At 56.6% G+C, this 15,095-nt stretch carries 16 protein-coding genes; 6 read left to right on the forward strand and 10 right to left on the reverse strand.

Annotated elements, in window-relative coordinates; genetic code table 11:
• Positions 1-2: 2 nt before the first annotated feature.
• Positions 3-1,319 carry an aspartate aminotransferase family protein gene (locus ACR0BF_RS11870; RefSeq protein WP_480624970.1) on the reverse strand — a complete coding sequence of 439 codons (1,317 nt, stop codon included), beginning with the start codon at positions 1,317-1,319 and terminating at the stop codon, positions 3-5.
• Positions 1,316-2,089, reverse strand: a complete 774-nt coding sequence (locus tag ACR0BF_RS11875; RefSeq protein WP_480624971.1) for a beta-keto acid cleavage family enzyme — start codon at positions 2,087-2,089, stop codon at positions 1,316-1,318. The genes ACR0BF_RS11870 and ACR0BF_RS11875 overlap by 4 nt, the downstream gene beginning before the upstream one ends.
• 71 nt (positions 2,090-2,160) lie before the next feature.
• Between ACR0BF_RS11875 and ACR0BF_RS11880 the strand changes: the two genes are divergently transcribed.
• Positions 2,161-3,075: a MurR/RpiR family transcriptional regulator gene (locus ACR0BF_RS11880; RefSeq protein WP_480624972.1), complete on the forward strand. Its 915-nt coding sequence runs from the start codon at positions 2,161-2,163 to the stop codon at positions 3,073-3,075.
• A gap of 64 nt (positions 3,076-3,139) precedes the next feature.
• On the opposite strand, the gene ACR0BF_RS11885 is transcribed toward ACR0BF_RS11880, so the two are convergent.
• Both ACR0BF_RS11885 and ACR0BF_RS11890 read right to left on the reverse strand, forming a co-directional pair.
• Positions 3,140-4,141 (reverse strand): molybdopterin-binding protein, encoded by a 1,002-nt coding sequence (locus ACR0BF_RS11885; protein WP_480624973.1) that lies wholly within the window; start codon positions 4,139-4,141, stop codon positions 3,140-3,142.
• Positions 4,138-5,106 carry an XdhC family protein gene (locus ACR0BF_RS11890; RefSeq protein WP_480624974.1) on the reverse strand — a complete coding sequence of 323 codons (969 nt, stop codon included), beginning with the start codon at positions 5,104-5,106 and terminating at the stop codon, positions 4,138-4,140. Before ACR0BF_RS11890 ends, ACR0BF_RS11885 begins: the two co-directional genes overlap by 4 nt.
• A gap of 224 nt (positions 5,107-5,330) precedes the next feature.
• Between ACR0BF_RS11890 and ACR0BF_RS11895 the strand changes: the two genes are divergently transcribed.
• Positions 5,331-5,837 (forward strand): hypothetical protein, encoded by a 507-nt coding sequence (locus tag ACR0BF_RS11895; RefSeq protein ID WP_480472487.1) that lies wholly within the window; start codon positions 5,331-5,333, stop codon positions 5,835-5,837.
• 4 nt (positions 5,838-5,841) lie between these two features.
• Here ACR0BF_RS11895 and ACR0BF_RS11900 read toward each other — a convergent pair whose 3' ends face one another.
• Both ACR0BF_RS11900 and ACR0BF_RS11905 read right to left on the reverse strand, forming a co-directional pair.
• Positions 5,842-7,101 (reverse strand): vWA domain-containing protein, encoded by a 1,260-nt coding sequence (locus ACR0BF_RS11900; RefSeq protein WP_480624975.1) that lies wholly within the window; start codon positions 7,099-7,101, stop codon positions 5,842-5,844.
• Between the two features lie 58 nt (positions 7,102-7,159).
• Positions 7,160-8,068, reverse strand: coding sequence for an AAA family ATPase (locus ACR0BF_RS11905; RefSeq protein ID WP_480553362.1), 909 nt, complete (start codon positions 8,066-8,068; stop codon positions 7,160-7,162).
• 163 nt (positions 8,069-8,231) lie between these two features.
• On the opposite strand from ACR0BF_RS11905, the gene pyrC reads away from it, so the two are divergent.
• Positions 8,232-9,269 carry a dihydroorotase gene (pyrC, locus tag ACR0BF_RS11910; RefSeq protein WP_480472481.1) on the forward strand — a complete coding sequence of 346 codons (1,038 nt, stop codon included), beginning with the start codon at positions 8,232-8,234 and terminating at the stop codon, positions 9,267-9,269.
• On the opposite strand, the gene ACR0BF_RS11915 is transcribed toward pyrC, so the two are convergent.
• Entirely contained in the window at positions 9,266-10,558 is a 1,293-nt protein-coding gene (locus ACR0BF_RS11915) for an MmgE/PrpD family protein (protein ID WP_480624976.1), read from the reverse strand. The genes pyrC and ACR0BF_RS11915 overlap by 4 nt on opposite strands.
• A 37-nt stretch (positions 10,559-10,595) precedes the next feature.
• The gene (locus ACR0BF_RS11920; RefSeq protein WP_480553360.1) at positions 10,596-11,042 is read right to left on the reverse strand and encodes a type II toxin-antitoxin system RatA family toxin; all 447 of its coding nucleotides are present in this window, start codon (positions 11,040-11,042) and stop codon (positions 10,596-10,598) included.
• Positions 11,043-11,114: 72 nt separating this feature from the next.
• Between ACR0BF_RS11920 and hpt the strand changes: the two genes are divergently transcribed.
• Both hpt and ACR0BF_RS11930 read left to right on the forward strand, forming a co-directional pair.
• On the forward strand, positions 11,115-11,657 hold the full coding sequence (hpt, locus tag ACR0BF_RS11925) for a hypoxanthine phosphoribosyltransferase (protein WP_480516838.1): 543 nt from the start codon (positions 11,115-11,117) through the stop codon (positions 11,655-11,657).
• Between the two features lie 120 nt (positions 11,658-11,777).
• Positions 11,778-12,134 (forward strand): hypothetical protein, encoded by a 357-nt coding sequence (locus tag ACR0BF_RS11930; RefSeq protein WP_480553359.1) that lies wholly within the window; start codon positions 11,778-11,780, stop codon positions 12,132-12,134.
• Positions 12,135-12,145: 11 nt separating this feature from the next.
• Here the strand turns inward: ACR0BF_RS11930 and ACR0BF_RS11935 are convergent, their stop codons facing one another.
• Both ACR0BF_RS11935 and lipA read right to left on the reverse strand, forming a co-directional pair.
• On the reverse strand, positions 12,146-13,297 hold the full coding sequence (locus ACR0BF_RS11935; RefSeq protein WP_480603816.1) for an amidohydrolase: 1,152 nt from the start codon (positions 13,295-13,297) through the stop codon (positions 12,146-12,148).
• Positions 13,294-14,244, reverse strand: a complete 951-nt coding sequence (gene lipA, locus ACR0BF_RS11940) for a lipoyl synthase (protein ID WP_480472469.1) — start codon at positions 14,242-14,244, stop codon at positions 13,294-13,296. The genes ACR0BF_RS11935 and lipA overlap by 4 nt, the downstream gene beginning before the upstream one ends.
• A 261-nt stretch (positions 14,245-14,505) precedes the next feature.
• Between lipA and ACR0BF_RS11945 the strand changes: the two genes are divergently transcribed.
• Positions 14,506-15,054 carry a redoxin family protein gene (locus ACR0BF_RS11945; protein ID WP_480516830.1) on the forward strand — a complete coding sequence of 183 codons (549 nt, stop codon included), beginning with the start codon at positions 14,506-14,508 and terminating at the stop codon, positions 15,052-15,054.
• Positions 15,055-15,095: the final 41 nt, after the last annotated feature.

Here is a 15,095-nt window from a genome sequence, read left to right on the forward strand (position 1 = left end):
TGTCAAAGCACAGCAGAAAGGGCGCGTTCCAGTTTGCTGACGAGTTCGCCTATCTGTTCCTCTTCAATAATAAAGGGCGGCGCCAGCAGGACATGATCGCCGTTCCGGCCATCCCGCGTGCCAGCCATGGGATAGCAAATCAACCCTTCGGCCAGTGCTGCCTTTTTCACCTTACCTGCGATGCCACGTGATGGATCAAAAGGGGCCTTGCTGTCGCGGTCAGCGACCAGTTCAACACCACGGAACAACCCGCGCCCACGGATATCTCCCACGTTCGGGTGCTGTCCGAATGCAGCCTCGAGGGCGGATAGCAGCTTGTTGCCCATGACCCCGGCACGCGCAGGTAAATCCCGTTCGGTCAACTCACGGACTACCGCCAATGCGGCGGCTGTGGCGACCGGATGACCGACATAGGTGTGTCCATGTTGGAAAAACCCTGATCCGTCGCGGATCGCGTTATAGATTTTGCCGGTACACAGCATGGCTCCAATCGGTTGATATCCGGCCCCCAACCCCTTGGCGATACACAAAATATCCGGGGCGATGTCGTCATGATCGCAGGCAAACAGGTGACCGGTTCGGCCCATACCGCACATCACCTCATCCAAAATCAGCAACACACCATAGTGGTCGCAGATCTCGCGAATACGCTTGAAGTACCCTTCAACCGCAGGGACTGCGCCAAGGGTAGCTCCAACCACTGGTTCGGCCATAAATGCCATGACAGTATCAGGGCCCAGCCGCAGGATTTCGGATTCCAGTTCATTGGCCACACGCTGACCATAGTCAAAGCTGCTCTCGTCTTCCGGTTTTTCAGCATATTCGTAGCAGGCAGAGATATGCGTCATCTCGATCAGCATCGGGGCGAATTGTGCCCGTCTCCATGCGTTACCCCCTGCGGACAAAGCCCCCAAAGTGTTGCCGTGATAGCTTTGCTTTCGCGCGATAACGTGACGCCGTTCAGGCTGACCAATTTCAAGGAAATACTGGCGCGCCAGTTTGATTGCCGCCTCGGTCGCCTCGGACCCGCCCGAAACAAAATACACCCGGTCCAGATCCCCCGGCGCGTGCCGGATCAACAATTCGGCCAAAGCCTCAGCCGGTTTTGATGTCATGAACCCTGTATGTGCAAAGGCAATCTGTTCCACCTGCTGCTGTACCGCTTGGATCACGGCCTGATTCGAATGGCCCAGACAAGATACCGCCGCATCACCGCAATCCAGGTAACGCTTGCCCTTTGCATCGATCAGATAACAGCCATCGCCGCCAACCGCGACAGGAAGGTCCGATTTCGTGTGACGTGGGAAAACATGACTCATTTCTGTGCCCTTCCAAGCAATTCGACTAATGCAGCGACCGAAGCCGCGCTATCTGCCCACGGCCTGCCATCCGGCCCCGTCAGACTGTTTTCAAACCCAACCCGCACGTCACCACCGCGTCGCGCAGCCTCAGCCAGACAGGCATGTTCTTGCGTTCCAAAGGCGCACACCATCCAACGGGCCGGGCATTCTGGAAAGGCGTCGAGATCGGCAGGCACAGATTGCTGGCCATCGCTGTATCGCCCCAGAACAAGCAAACGATCTGTCTGATCCGCCTGTACGATGCCCAAAGCGAGCCACTGTTCCAGTAAACGTGCGTCCTCAGTATCATACAAGATATGCTGAACCCGTGTGCCCTGATCCGCACATAGTGCATAGACCCTGGGCGCAAGGTTCAGATCGCGGGCGATTTCACGCACCGAGATTGATGCCCATTCAGGTCGCACCTTTTGCAAACAGTCCAGTTGCGATGCCACGTCGAACTGCCCGGCAGCTTCGGTCGTGATCTGTAGCTCCATTTTTGGAACCTCGCGCTGCAATTCCGCAAGCGTTTCCCGGTACAATCCGGCGTCCAGTGAATGCCGTCCGTCTGCATCCCTAATATGCAGATGCAACCCATCCGCACCTGCGGCATGGCAATCCCGCGCAGATATGACGATCTGATCAATCCTGAGTGGCAAGGCGGGATGATCCAACGCGTTCCGCCGGGCACCGTTTGGCGCAACTAGAATGTAGGGCCTGTCCGAGCTGTCAGTTGTTATTGATGTCATAGCACCACCCAAGTCTTTGCCCTCAGTTAGATTCGCTGGATGATGTTTTCAATTTACACAAAAGAAAACATATGTTTCTTTTCGACATGACACCCACCCTTACAGCCTTGACCAGCCAAATCCGACGCGAGATCGACGGAATGCCTGCGCAGATGCAAGTCGCAGCGAAATATATCATCGACCATCCAGGTGATTTCGGCCTGAACCCGGTCCGAGCGACAGCCGACCGGATCGGCATCAGCACCAGTGTTCTTGTTCGACTGGCGCAGCGTATGGGTTTCGACAGTTTTGACGCCTTTCGCCACCCATTTCGCCTTGCTCTCACAACCGACAGTGAAGACAGGATTGGTCAGGAATGGTTAACCACGTCACCCAGACAAGACCCTTTCAATGACGCACAGGCCAGATTTGCGCGCAATGAGATGAATGTTGTGTCCCGATCCCTGCGCCTGATGGAGCCGCAATTGGCCAAGCGTGCCGTTGAATACATGGTGTCTGCACGTCGTTGTTATGTGACCGCCACAAGGTCCAGTCATGCGCTGGCCTATTATTTTCACTACGCCGGCCGCATGGCCCATCCCGGATTACAGCTGATACCAAGACACATGGGCTCGGCTGTCGATGACCTGGTCGAGGCCACGTCCGAGGATTGTTTGTTTGCCATCACCGTCCATCCCTATTCCGCAGATACGATCCATTCGATGCGTTTTGCCCGCGACCGGGCCATGAAGATTGTGTTGCTGTCGGATAGCGAGGTGATTGCACCCGGCGTCAACCCGGATGTCGTTCTGCCCGTCAGCACCCGCACTTTACATCCGTTTTCTAGCTTTTCTGGCGCGATGGCGGTTCTGGAATGCCTGCTCGGACATCTCTTTGATGCAGGAGGAGACGCCGCACGGGATAGGGTCGAACAGTTTCAAAAAGCCCGGGAGGACACCGGCGCGTATTGGCGACCCGGCGTATTGCCAAGGATGAGAAAACCCTAGAATATCAATAGTACATTGGCCGCAAGTACGGTGTGATACGCCGTATCGCGGACCTTGGCGGCGGTCAGTCGTTTCTTTTCGCCCGCGGCTGAGGTCTGGTCGGGATTTCCTTCAACAATCCGCCAACCCCCATTCCGGCAATATCTGCACCTGTTGTTTCAATCCCGCATGCGACACGCGACAGCACCCAATCGGCCCCGTTCAACGCCGGAGAGCGCGCGCATCCCGGCAAGCCGATCACAGGTCGGCCCTGCAAGTCCCCAAGAAACAGCAGGTTTCCCGGATCAACCGGCATACCAAAGCGATCAATCGTCCCGCCAGCCAGCCGAACGGCCGACGGTGCGACATCGTTGGGATCCGAGGTGGCCGAACCCGTCAATATCATCAGAAGATCGCCCTTCCCCTTAGAAATCGCGCTGGTCAAGGAATCCGTTCGATGCGGAACAATCTGCACCTCCGCAAGCTCCATTCCCAATGCCTCGACCCGTCCCCGAATGGCCGCAATCCCCTTTTCGTTCGGTGGACCACCGGGAATTTCCGTTACAACAAGACCGGCTGTCCGATGAACAGGCCGCGCCAGACGCACAGCTCCTTGTGCCAGACCGGCGGCACGCTGAACATCAGCCTCTGGCACGGCATATGAGATGACCTTAATGGTCGCCATCATGCCGTTCGCCCCCATTTGCTGGTACTGTGGAACGGTCGCAACGGTAATCATCGGATTGACCAGATTGAACATTTCAAGTGCGTGAACATCAAGCACGGCAACCCCGGGCCCATCGGCCAAAAGGTTTACCCGCCCGGTAAATGCCTCGGTAACCCGCAAGTTGGCTGATGCTGGATCAGGTGCCAGCGCAGACGCCAGCTTACGTGCCGCCTGATCTTCATGGCAATCACCGGAATCCAGTCGGGCAACAATGACCTCGCTTAGACCGGCCTTTATCAGTTGCGCCACATGTTCCGAGCGCAATTCAAGCCCCTTGCGAAGCTTTCGCCCATCCGCTGTAACCGAATGCGCCAGAATGGCCCCCTCTGCCCGGGACAACGGCACAGGCCCAAATTTCATACTTTCCCTCGAAGAACTGCAGTGATTTGCGCCAGTATCGCAACCGCGATTTCCGAGGGACCGGCGGCCCCGATATCCAAGCCAATGGGCCCATGAATGCCAGAGATTTGCGCATCGGTGAAACCGGCCGCTTTCATACGCTCAATGCGCTTGGCATGGGTGCGTGTTGACCCTAATGCACCAATATAGAACACATCGGCGTCCAATGCGGCTTGTAGCGCCGGATCGTCAAGTTTTGGGTCATGTGTCAGCAGGACAATAGCGGTCCGCGCGTCCAGTCCCAGCTTCGCAACGGCTTCATCCGGCCAATCCGTCAGGATCGTTTCACCGGGAAAACGTGCACTGGACGCGAAGGCGTCACGCGGGTCGATAATGGTTGGATCATAGCCCGCAATCCGCGCCATCGGCACCAAAGCCTGCGCGATGTGAACCGCCCCAACAACCAGCAACCTCAGCGGCGGGTTGTGCACTGCGACAAAGGTCTGGCCATCCTCTTCGAACCCTGACCGATCCATACGCAGCCTGTCGGCATAAGCATTGCGGCGCAACGCCCTGCGCCCGGTCTCGACATTGACTTCGTAGGCAACGGGCTCACGAGCGGCCCGAGCGGCAACCAGTTCCGCCAACATAGATTCGGGCAGGACTTCTCCTATGGGTTCGACAAGAATGCGTATAGTCCCCCCACAGGCCAAACCAACCGCGAAAGCATCGTCGTCACTGATCCCGAATTCAAGCAAACGCGCTTCGCCTTCATCAATGGCTTCAAGCGCCTCGACGATAACAGCACCTTCGACACATCCACCAGAAACGGAACCTTCTATCCGACCATCGCCACCAATCACCAATTGGGATCCCACCCGCCGCGGTGCACTGCCCCAGGTTTCGACAACTGTAGCGAGCGCCGCGCCGCGCCCGCTGCGGTGCCAGTCAAGCGCCGTTTCAGGACTGTTGTCGAATCGTTCCATCGGAACCTCCGGATGACCTATGACACCAACATAAGCGGGAATTGCGTGATGAAAAGCGCATCAGGCTTACCAAAAGGTCTATATTGAACCCCATAAGGCAACGCCATTGCCCGAGCCATATTCAACAAATCATAGCATTGATTGTTTGTGACCCGAGTTCTAGCCTGTGCAGGCAACCGACTTCAGGTCTGGCTTGCATACCATACAAATCATAGATCGGAGACATGCAGTTGAAACGTATTCTTGCATTGGGCGCGGCAGTTGGTCTTTTGACTTCAACCGCAGCGTGGGCTGACACATTCCAACGCTATGGAGAGGTTGAAGGCTGGAAAGTCTTCATCGACACTGAAAAGAAATCCTGCCTGATCGAGGCGGTGGATGATGCGGAAAACGTCGTTCAGATGGGCCTGACCGAAGATCGTGGCGTGGGATATGTCGGCATCTTCACCAAGGCTGAAACCGATATCAAACGTGGCGAGACGCAAGAAGTCGCCATCCTGCTGGGCGACAACATATATCTGGGTGAAGCGACCGGCATGAAAGGTAACATCACCAAAGGCTATTCCGGTGGTTATGTTCTGTCGGACAGCCCACAGTTCGCGGATGATCTGGCCAAGAAGAAGGTCATGATCGTGTTTCCCGAGACATCCTACGCCTTCACCGTCGATCTGACAGGCACTTACAAAGCCATGGAGATGGCCCGCAAGTGCAATGAAGAACAGCTGTCGTAAGCTGCTAGTCGGAAAGCGCGGCCATCAGCCGTGCTTTCTGCCCCTCATCGTCGGGTTGTGAAATCGCTGCGGCCAAGTCTTCGAGTGAGGCAATCGAATGCCCTGCGCGAAAACTGTCAACATGCGGTAGCATCGCGGCAACCCCTTGCGCCCTGGGCGCGAACCCGTCCCAACGCAACAAGGGATTCAACCAGATCAGGCGTTTTGAGGACAGGTGCAGACGCTCGATCTCTTTCCTGAGGAGCTCGGGATCACCCCGCTCGAGCCCGTCTGTGATCAACAGAACAACCGCCCCCTGCCCCATCACCCGGCGTGACCAGTCCCTATTGAATTGATGCAGGCACTCTCCGATACGCGTGCCGCCCTCCCAATCCTGCGCCTCGGCCCCTGCTGCGGCAAGTGCCGCGTCTACATCCCGTTGGTGCAGGTGGCGCGTTATGTTGGTGAGGCGTGTGCCGAATGTGAAGGCATGGACCTTGGCCCAACCCGCTCCCTTGGCGTTGGACACTGAATGCAGGAAATGCAGGATGATCCGACTGTACTGGCTCATCGAGCCGGAAATATCGCAAAGTGCGACAAGATTTGGCCAGCGTAGTTTGGGCTGTAGCCTGGCAATTTCGCGCAACTCACCCCCTTGCCGCATGGCCGCGCGCAATGTGCGGGCACGGTCGATGCGGTGCCCCAGATGGCTGGTCTGCCCGCGGCGTGATTCAATTGGCTTTACTGGCAGTGTCATCCGCGCCAATACGCGCTTGGCCTGCGCGATTTCGGCCGTGCTCATCTGCTCGAAGTCCAGATTGCGCAGCCGTTCCTCGGATGAGGCGGTCTGGGTTGCGTCGATTTCGATCTCGGTTTCGCCTTCCTCTTGCCCGGTAGCGTCTGACAAATCACGCTCAACCCCGTCCAGCAGCGCCTCAGCCGCGCGCTTTTCACCGGCATTGGCCTTGCGTTCTTCCTGAACGCCCCGAATTGCAGGAAGCATCATCGCCATCATGTGTTCCATGTAACGCGGGTCTCGCCAGTACATTCGGAAGACTTGCGCAAAAATCACGCGGTGTTCCGGGCGGTTCACGAAACAGGCGTGTAAGGTCCAGTAGAAATCCTGTTTCTCGGAAAAACCTGCCGCCTGCACGGCACGAATAGCGTCGATCACACGACCGGGTCCGATTGGCAGCCCAGCCTTTCTGAGCGCGCGGGCAAAATGGGTGATGTTGTGCGCCAGCTTTGGGTTGTCGGGTATATCCAGCGGAAGTTGTTCGGCCATCAGACGTTACGGGGGCTCTGCCCCCATACCCCCGGAGTATTTGGAAAAAGATGAAACATCAGACCGGTTCGAGCGTGGCCTTGGCCTCGTCGAGGATGCGTTTTGCCTCGGACCCCTGAAGTTTTTGAATGTCGTCCTGATATTTGAGGATCGCACCCAGCGTATCCCCGATCACCTCGGGGCTGAGGTTCATCACATCCAGCGCCAACAGGCATTTCGCCCAGTCGATGGTCTCGGCCACACCGGGTTTCTTGAACAAATCCTCGGTGCGCAAACGCTGAACAAAGGCTACAACCTCGCGACTGAGTGCTTCCGCAGCTTCAGGCGCACGGGCGTGCAGGATTTCGAGCTCACGCTCGAAGTTGGGGTAATCGACCCAATGATAGAGGCAACGGCGCTTGAGAGCATCGTGCACTTCCCGCGTCCGGTTCGAGGTGACGATCACGATGGGCGGTTCAGGTGCTTTTATAGTGCCAAGTTCGGGGATGGTGACCTGAAAGTCACTGAGCGCTTCGAGCAGAAACGCTTCAAACGGTTCGTCGGTCCGGTCCAATTCGTCGATCAGCAGAACTGGCGCTCCGTTTTCGTCCGGGCGCATCGCCTGCAACAAGGGGCGTTCGATCAGGTATTCGTCCGAGAACAGTTCAGTCTGCAACGCGCCCCGGTCGGCCCCACCCGCGGCCTCAGCCGTTCGGATCGCGACCATCTGCGCCGGAAAATTCCATTCGTAAACAGCTGACGACGCATCCAGCCCTTCGTAGCACTGCAACCGGATCAGGCGCCGGTTCAACCCGGATGCCAGAGCCTTGGCGATCTCGGTCTTTCCAACCCCTGCTTCGCCTTCCAGGAACAACGGGCGTCCAAGCTTCAGCGACAGGAACACAACCGTCGCAAGGGCACGACCGCAGACATAGCCCTGACGACCCAGCATCTGCTGCACGGCATCGATGGAATCTGGCTGTGTCATGGAACCCCTCTCTGCTTTAGGGATAAACAGGTCATGCAAGTGTCTGGGCGTCAAGGCCTCAACCTTGGACAGAGCTACTACGTTCAGGTCGGTTGACAAGATTTTTTTTGTGCCTTGCGCGGACGCAGTTGGTCTTTCGCAACAGCTATGCTAGCGGAAGGCCATGACCGACACCCTTACGCTCCGCCGCCCCGACGACTGGCATCTGCATCTGCGCGATGGCGCGATGCTACAGGCCGTCCTGCCCGAAACCGCGCGCCATTTCGCCCGTGCGATCATTATGCCGAACCTTGTACCGCCGGTTGTGCGCGGCGATCAGGCCGCCGCCTATCGAGACCGCATTATGGCGGCTCTGCCCGATGGTATGACGTTCGAGCCGTTGATGACCCTGTATCTGACCGAAGATACAGATGCCGCAGATGTCGCAGCGGCCCATGCCAACGGTCTGATCAAAGCCGTCAAGCTGTATCCTGCCGGGGCTACCACCAACTCCGCCTCGGGTGTGCGCGACTTCGACAAAGTGCGCCCGGTGCTTGAGAAGATGGCCGAAATCGGCCTGCCCATGTGTGTGCATGGCGAGGTGACGGATCCGGAGATCGACATATTTGACCGCGAAGCCGTATTCATCGACCGTGTTCTGGATCCGATCCGCAGATCGACTCCGGGCCTGCGTGTTGTGATGGAACATATCACCACGTCCAATGGTGTGGATTATGTCAAAGCCAACGCGGTTGATCTGGGTGCAACGATCACGGCGCATCACTTGATTATCAACCGCAACCATATCCTAGTTGGTGGCATCAAACCGCATTACTATTGCCTTCCTGTTGCCAAGCGCGAGGAACACCGTCTGGCCCTGCTATCCGCCGCAACATCGGGCGATGCGCGGTTTTTTCTGGGCACGGACAGTGCCCCGCACACGGATGCAAACAAGGAAATGGCTTGTGGCTGTGCGGGCTGTTTTACGGCGACCAACACCATGTCTCTGGTGGCTGAAATGTTTGACCGGGAAGGTGCATTGGAAAAGCTGGAAGGCTTCGTGTCGCTCAACGGGCCGGGTTTCTATCGCTTACCGGTGAACCAGGATATGATTACCCTGACCAAGGGTGAGCCCGTTTCGTATCCCTCAAAGATTGAAACAGGCGATGGACCAGTGACTGTATTTGACCCGGGCTTTCCGTTGCACTGGTGCGTGGCTTAACCCGCCATACGTTCGGCCAGATCGCGGGCACGTCCCCCAGTGCGCAGCATCGACCAGATCGTGTCCGCCTCATCCGCACCGATCAGCTTGGTCGCTTTGTCGCGCACGCGATCCTCACGGTCCGACAACGACACTGTGTTCAGCAGATCATGCGTCGCTTCGCGGCGAATGCCATCGCGACGCAGCAGGGACAGATGCGCCTGCGTTTCTGACAGGCTGTCATCTGCCTCGACCGTGATGCGGTCGCGCAAAGACGTTATACGCGGGTCGACGCAGACCTTGTCGGTGAAACTACCTGGCAAAGCCGTATCATATCCCAGCGCCTGCATCGCGATCACTGTCCGATAGGAAAACTTGGCCCCCAGTCCGGTTGTCGGTGACAGTTGATTGCACACACTCATCCAGCGCGGATGAGTCTTAATCCGGATCTCGGCGACCTCTGGCTCCGCTATGTCCAACTCCCGCGCGGCTTCCAGCGCGGCGTGAAGACCGTGGCAACAGGCGTGAAACTTGTGGCTGACCGTTTCAAACAGCCATTCATCGCCCAACCCATCCAGAGCAGTTTGATCCGCTGCACCTTGATGCGTTGCCCCAAATCCATAAGGACCCTCCAGCGCGTCGGCGTTGGCCTGAAAACCGCGCTGTACCAGCAAGGCCGTCTCGACCCCTGCTGAAGCGGCAAGTCCGGCGTTATACGGCTTGCCCATGGTTCCGAACTGCGCCTTCAGCCCCGCCGCACGCGTCGCCGTCAGACCCAGAACCATTCGCATCTGGTTTGCGTCAAAACCCAGCAAACGGCCAACAGCGACTGCCGCCCCAAAGGCACCGGATGTCGCCGTCTGGTGAAACCCTGCCTGATAGTGACCGCGCCCCAGCCACAAGCCAATTCGGATTGAGGTTTCCATACCCACCAAAGCGGCTTCGAGAAAGTCGACAAGAATACGGTCATCCCATTCGGCCACCGCAAGGGCTGCAGGCAAAATGGCGACGGAAGGATGCCCGATATGGGCGAAATGCGTGTCATCGTAATCCAGCGCGTGAGACACCGTGCCATTCACCAACGCCGCACCACGTAGCGGCGCCGGGCCGCCGCCAAAGAGATGCGACTGAGGGTTCCCGCCCTCGGAAAGTATCATGTCGCGAACCGTGGTTGAGACGGGTTCGCGCGCGCCTGCCCGGCCCACAGCGACCCAGTCAAGAACAGATAGCGATGTGACGATTCGCGCCTGAGACGACGTAGAAATCGGCCCTGCCGCAAAAGCGGCCAATGATACTGTAAATTCCGTCATGCGCGTAGTCTAGCGTGCGCCTGACAAGGGTAAAGACCTAGCTGTAGAGTTCTTGCGCGCGCGCCTCGAACGCGCGCACGATCCGATGCATGGCTTCGTTGAAAACCACACCGATAATCCCTTGCAGGATGGCGTTCTTGAATTCGAAATCCACATGGAACGAGACGTTGCAGCCCCCATCAGGCGCGTCCTCGAACTGCCAGTCGGATTTCATGTATTTGAAGGGGCCGTCCAGGTATTCGGTGTCGATTTTCTTTTGATCCGCAAACAGGGTTACCTTGCTGCCAAATCGTTCCCGGAAAACCTTGAACGAGATGATCAGATCGGCCTCCATCACCTCAGCCTCTTCCATCGCATAGGTCTTGCGAATGCGGGCAGCAGCGCACCACGGCAGAAATTGGGGGTACTTGGCCACATCGGCAACCAGGTCGTACATCTGCTGGGCTGTATACGGCAGGTGGCGGGTTTCCGAATGGATAGGCATGAGGTCCGGTATTTGCAGGTGACAATGGCGCGTCATGTCGTATGTTGCGCGCCAAAGATCAAGGGGGCTGCGATGACTGACCGCGCATATGTGATAGATGAGATGATCTCGGCAAAGGCCATCGCCGCTCGAATCGAGGAGCTGTGTCGCGACATTTCGGCAGAGTTCAAAGAAACAGACAAGCTGGTGGTCGTGGGTCTGCTGCGCGGCAGCTTTGTTTTCATCGCCGACCTTGTGCGCGAACTTGACCTTCCGATCGAGGTGGATTTCCTTGAAGCATCATCTTACGGAGACGCGATGGAAAGCAGCAGGGAAGTTCGCATTCTCAAAGACTTACGCGGCGCAATTGAAGGGCGCGACGTGCTGGTTGTCGAGGATATCGTTGACACAGGCCATACGTTGAACCATGTCACCAAGTTGCTGCAAAGCCGTAACCCCGCGCGCCTGAAATCCATTGCCTTGCTGGACAAGCCGAGCCGCCGCGAAGTGGATTTTCGATCAGACTGGATCGGTTTTGAGATACCCGACGAATTTGTCGTGGGTTATGGAATTGACTATGCTCAACGCAATCGCAACCTGCCCTATATTGGCAAAGTCCGCTTTACGGACGAATAGCCCGAGCGGGCCTTTTCCGGCCTCGTACTCAGACCCGATTAAAAATTCATTATTTAGAATATCAATGGACAACCATCGCCTCGTCGCTTTACCTTTCAGGTAGTCACAGGAGGATTTTTGATGAAGCGTCTTATCTCGATAGCGGGCGTCTTTTTGGTGATCGTCTCCCTTGCAAGCGCGTCATATGCAAAAGACAACAAGGGCAAAGGACAAGGTGCCAACAAAACCAAAGTAGAGAAATCCATTAAGTCAAACGGCAAGGCTGTTCCGCCCGGTCAAATCAAACGATACACCCGAGGTCAGAAATTACCGGACGACCTGCGTTTTGACTATGTTGACGACCTCGACAACTGGAAGCTCAAACCGCTGAAGCCGGGGCAACGGTATATTCGGGTCGACGACGAAATAATCTCGATATCAGATGATACGAAGACTGTAATAGAAGCTGTTGGAATCGTTGGCGATCTGATGAATTGAAAGCCTCGGTCCTAGCAGTCGCGGCCTAACACAGCTTCGATGGCCCTCAGAAATATCCCGGTCCCAATCGGAATAAGCGCATCCGGGAAATCATAGTCCGGGTTGTGCAACTGGGGTTGGTCACTTCCCGACCCCAACCAGAACATGGCGGTTTTCGCGCTTTTTCCAAACTGGCCGAAATCTTCTGAAAACCGCTGTGGCTGATCGACCAATCTGCAAAAAACGCCCTGCTCCGTGCAGGCCTTGGACAGGATCGAAACTGCTTCCGGGTGATTGGCACAAGCCTCAAACACTTCGTCATAACTGATTTCGACCGCCAGCCCTTCGGCTTTGGCCGTTTCGTGGACCAACGATTCAGCGTCGCTGATCAGCTGCGCCATTCGCGCGTCCGTGACTGTGCGAAGCGTCACCCACAGCTCGGCCTGCCCCGGTGCTACTCCGACCGCGCGCTCACCCAACGTGGCATGTGTGACGGTGGTCAATGCGTAGTCGTCATTCAGATCCCCTCCGCCACCTAACGCGGTCAAAGCCGGCATCAGACTTGCCAGCGCACTGGCAGGTGACACCCCATCTTGCGGAGCAGCGGCATGCGACGTCTTTCCAGTCAAAACAATCTGCATCCCGCGTGAGGCACAGTTAGAAGGACCGTCACAAATTTCGACCGCGCCCAACTCCAGTCCTGGTAAGTTGTGCAAAGACAGTACGAGGTCGGGCGCAACCCCGGCGAACTGGGGATCAGCCCGGAAAGCGATTGCACCATGGCCGGTCTCTTCTGCTGGCTGGAAGATCAATACGACGCGGCCCTTCTTGGGGCGGTGATGTTTCAACCCGTCTGCTACGCCCAGAACCATAGTCATATGCCCGTCGTGGCCGCATAAATGACCTTTGCCCGCGACCTGTGATACATAGGAATGGTCCGCCAACTCCTGGATCGGCAACCCATCCAGTTCGCAGCGAATGCCCAGGGTGGGACCAGGTTGGCCACTTTCGAAAACGGCGGCAATCCCGTGCCCACCTATTCCGGTCAGGACATGGTCAGCGCCTGCGTCGCGCAGAAGTTCAGCCAACCGTGCTGCGGTACTCTCTTCCTGTCCCGAAAGTTCAGGTTGTTGATGCAGCTCGTGGCGCAGATAGGTCAGTCGCGCGATCTGATCAGGTGTCACGCGTGTTGCAGCTTTTCTAGACGCGCCGCGCGCAGCCGGGCAAAATCATCACCAGCGTGATAGGAAGACCGGGTCAACGGCGACGCAGATACCATCAGAAAGCCTTTGCCGTAAGCTGCCTTTTCGTATGACGCGAACTCGTCGGGTGTCACGAAACGATCAACACCGTGGTGTTTCGGTGTTGGTTGCAGATACTGGCCAATCGTCAGAAAATCGATATCCGCCGCGCGCATGTCATCCATGACCTGACGCACCTGCTGTTCGTTTTCGCCAAGCCCAACCATGATGCCAGACTTGGTAAAGATCGACGGATCAAGTTCTTTCACCCGCTGCAAAAGACGCAGTGAATGGAAGTACCGCGCGCCGGGGCGAACCTCGGGGTACAAACCCGGTACGGTTTCCAGATTATGATTGAAAACGTCCGGCTTTGCCTGAACCACAATTTCCAGAACGTCAGCATCGCATTTCAGAAAATCGGGCGTCAGAATCTCGATCGTGGTTTTGGGAGAGCGGTGCCGCACCGCGCGGATGGTCTGAGCAAAATGCTCGGCACCGCCATCACTCAGATCATCCCGATCAACGGAGGTGATAACCACATGGTTCAGGCCAAGTTTTTCGACCGCATGTGCCACCCGGCCGGGTTCAAAGGCGTCAAGGTCGTCTGGGCGGCCAGTAGCGATATTGCAGAATGTGCAGCCACGGGTACAGATCTCGCCCATGATCATCATGGTGGCGTGGCCCTGGCTCCAGCATTCGCCGACATTGGGGCATCCCGCCTCTTCGCAGACTGTGACCAGATTATTGTCGCGCATGATCCGGCGCGTATCTGCATAACCTTTGCCGCCGGGTGCCTTGACCCTGATCCAGTTCGGTTTCTTGGGCTGCGCATTATCCGGGCGGTGCGCTTTTTCCGGATGGCGCTGTTCGGGGATCTTCAGATCTCGCACGGGCAATATTCCTGACTTTAGGTCAATCTTGTCGCTCATAACATAAACAGATGTGCAGTGTTACACCAGCGGCGCATAGCCGCTATGCAACGCCGCCGCGCATGAGCGAAAACGAGATTGTAAAAATCCGTTTCACCGCATGTTTTCAATGAGTAATGAGAAGAGGTTATTAATTCAAAATGCGGCATATCGTCGATTGAAGGCAGTTTAGAACTGTTTTAAGTCACGGCAAAATCACAGGTGAATCACAGGAGCTTGAACATGAAATCCGGCGCAATACTGCCCAACGTGACCTTTCACACCCGTGTCCGCGATGACTCAATCGAAGGACCAAACCCATTCCGTTGGGAAGACAAGACCACCGCTGACTATTTTGCCGGAAAACGCGTGATCCTGTTCTCATTGCCCGGCGCGTTCACGCCCACCTGTTCGACATATCAACTGCCCGGCTTTGAAAACGGATATGGCGATTTCATTGCCCAGGGTGTCGATGAAATCTACTGCATGTCTGTCAACGACAGCTTTGTGATGAACAAATGGGCGCAAGATCAGGGCCTGACCAACGTCAAGGTCATTCCGGATGGATCGGGCGAGTTCACCCGTAAAATGGGTATGTTGGTTGACAAGGACAATCTGGGCTTTGGCATGCGGTCATGGCGCTATGCTGCCATCGTAAACGACGGTGTTGTCGAAGCCTGGTTCGAAGAACCTGGCCTGATGGATAACTGCCCCGAAGATCCCTATGGCGTGTCTTCGCCCGAAAACCTGATGAAACATCTTCAGGCGATGGCAGAACCCGAACTGGCTTGAGTAATAACAAGACGAAAAAAGGCCCGTTTTAACGGGCCTTT

The sequence above is a fragment of the Ruegeria sp. AG7 genome (assembly GCF_056541545.1).

What these genes read in the sequence shown, in the direction of transcription:
- ACR0BF_RS11870 (WP_480624970.1), bottom strand. Translation starts at nt 1,319, where the DNA reads ATGAGTCATGTTTTCCCACGTCACACGAAATCGGACCTTCCTGTCGCG.
- ACR0BF_RS11875 (WP_480624971.1), bottom strand. Translation starts at nt 2,089, where the DNA reads ATGACATCAATAACAACTGACAGCTCGGACAGGCCCTACATTCTAGTT.
- ACR0BF_RS11880 (WP_480624972.1), top strand. Translation starts at nt 2,161, where the DNA reads ATGTTTCTTTTCGACATGACACCCACCCTTACAGCCTTGACCAGCCAA.
- ACR0BF_RS11885 (WP_480624973.1), bottom strand. Translation starts at nt 4,141, where the DNA reads ATGAAATTTGGGCCTGTGCCGTTGTCCCGGGCAGAGGGGGCCATTCTG.
- ACR0BF_RS11890 (WP_480624974.1), bottom strand. Translation starts at nt 5,106, where the DNA reads ATGGAACGATTCGACAACAGTCCTGAAACGGCGCTTGACTGGCACCGC.
- ACR0BF_RS11895 (WP_480472487.1), top strand. Translation starts at nt 5,331, where the DNA reads ATGCAGTTGAAACGTATTCTTGCATTGGGCGCGGCAGTTGGTCTTTTG.
- ACR0BF_RS11900 (WP_480624975.1), bottom strand. Translation starts at nt 7,101, where the DNA reads ATGGCCGAACAACTTCCGCTGGATATACCCGACAACCCAAAGCTGGCG.
- ACR0BF_RS11905 (WP_480553362.1), bottom strand. Translation starts at nt 8,068, where the DNA reads ATGACACAGCCAGATTCCATCGATGCCGTGCAGCAGATGCTGGGTCGT.
- pyrC (WP_480472481.1), top strand. Translation starts at nt 8,232, where the DNA reads ATGACCGACACCCTTACGCTCCGCCGCCCCGACGACTGGCATCTGCAT.
- ACR0BF_RS11915 (WP_480624976.1), bottom strand. Translation starts at nt 10,558, where the DNA reads ATGACGGAATTTACAGTATCATTGGCCGCTTTTGCGGCAGGGCCGATT.
- ACR0BF_RS11920 (WP_480553360.1), bottom strand. Translation starts at nt 11,042, where the DNA reads ATGCCTATCCATTCGGAAACCCGCCACCTGCCGTATACAGCCCAGCAG.
- hpt (WP_480516838.1), top strand. Translation starts at nt 11,115, where the DNA reads ATGACTGACCGCGCATATGTGATAGATGAGATGATCTCGGCAAAGGCC.
- ACR0BF_RS11930 (WP_480553359.1), top strand. Translation starts at nt 11,778, where the DNA reads ATGAAGCGTCTTATCTCGATAGCGGGCGTCTTTTTGGTGATCGTCTCC.
- ACR0BF_RS11945 (WP_480516830.1), top strand. Translation starts at nt 14,506, where the DNA reads ATGAAATCCGGCGCAATACTGCCCAACGTGACCTTTCACACCCGTGTC.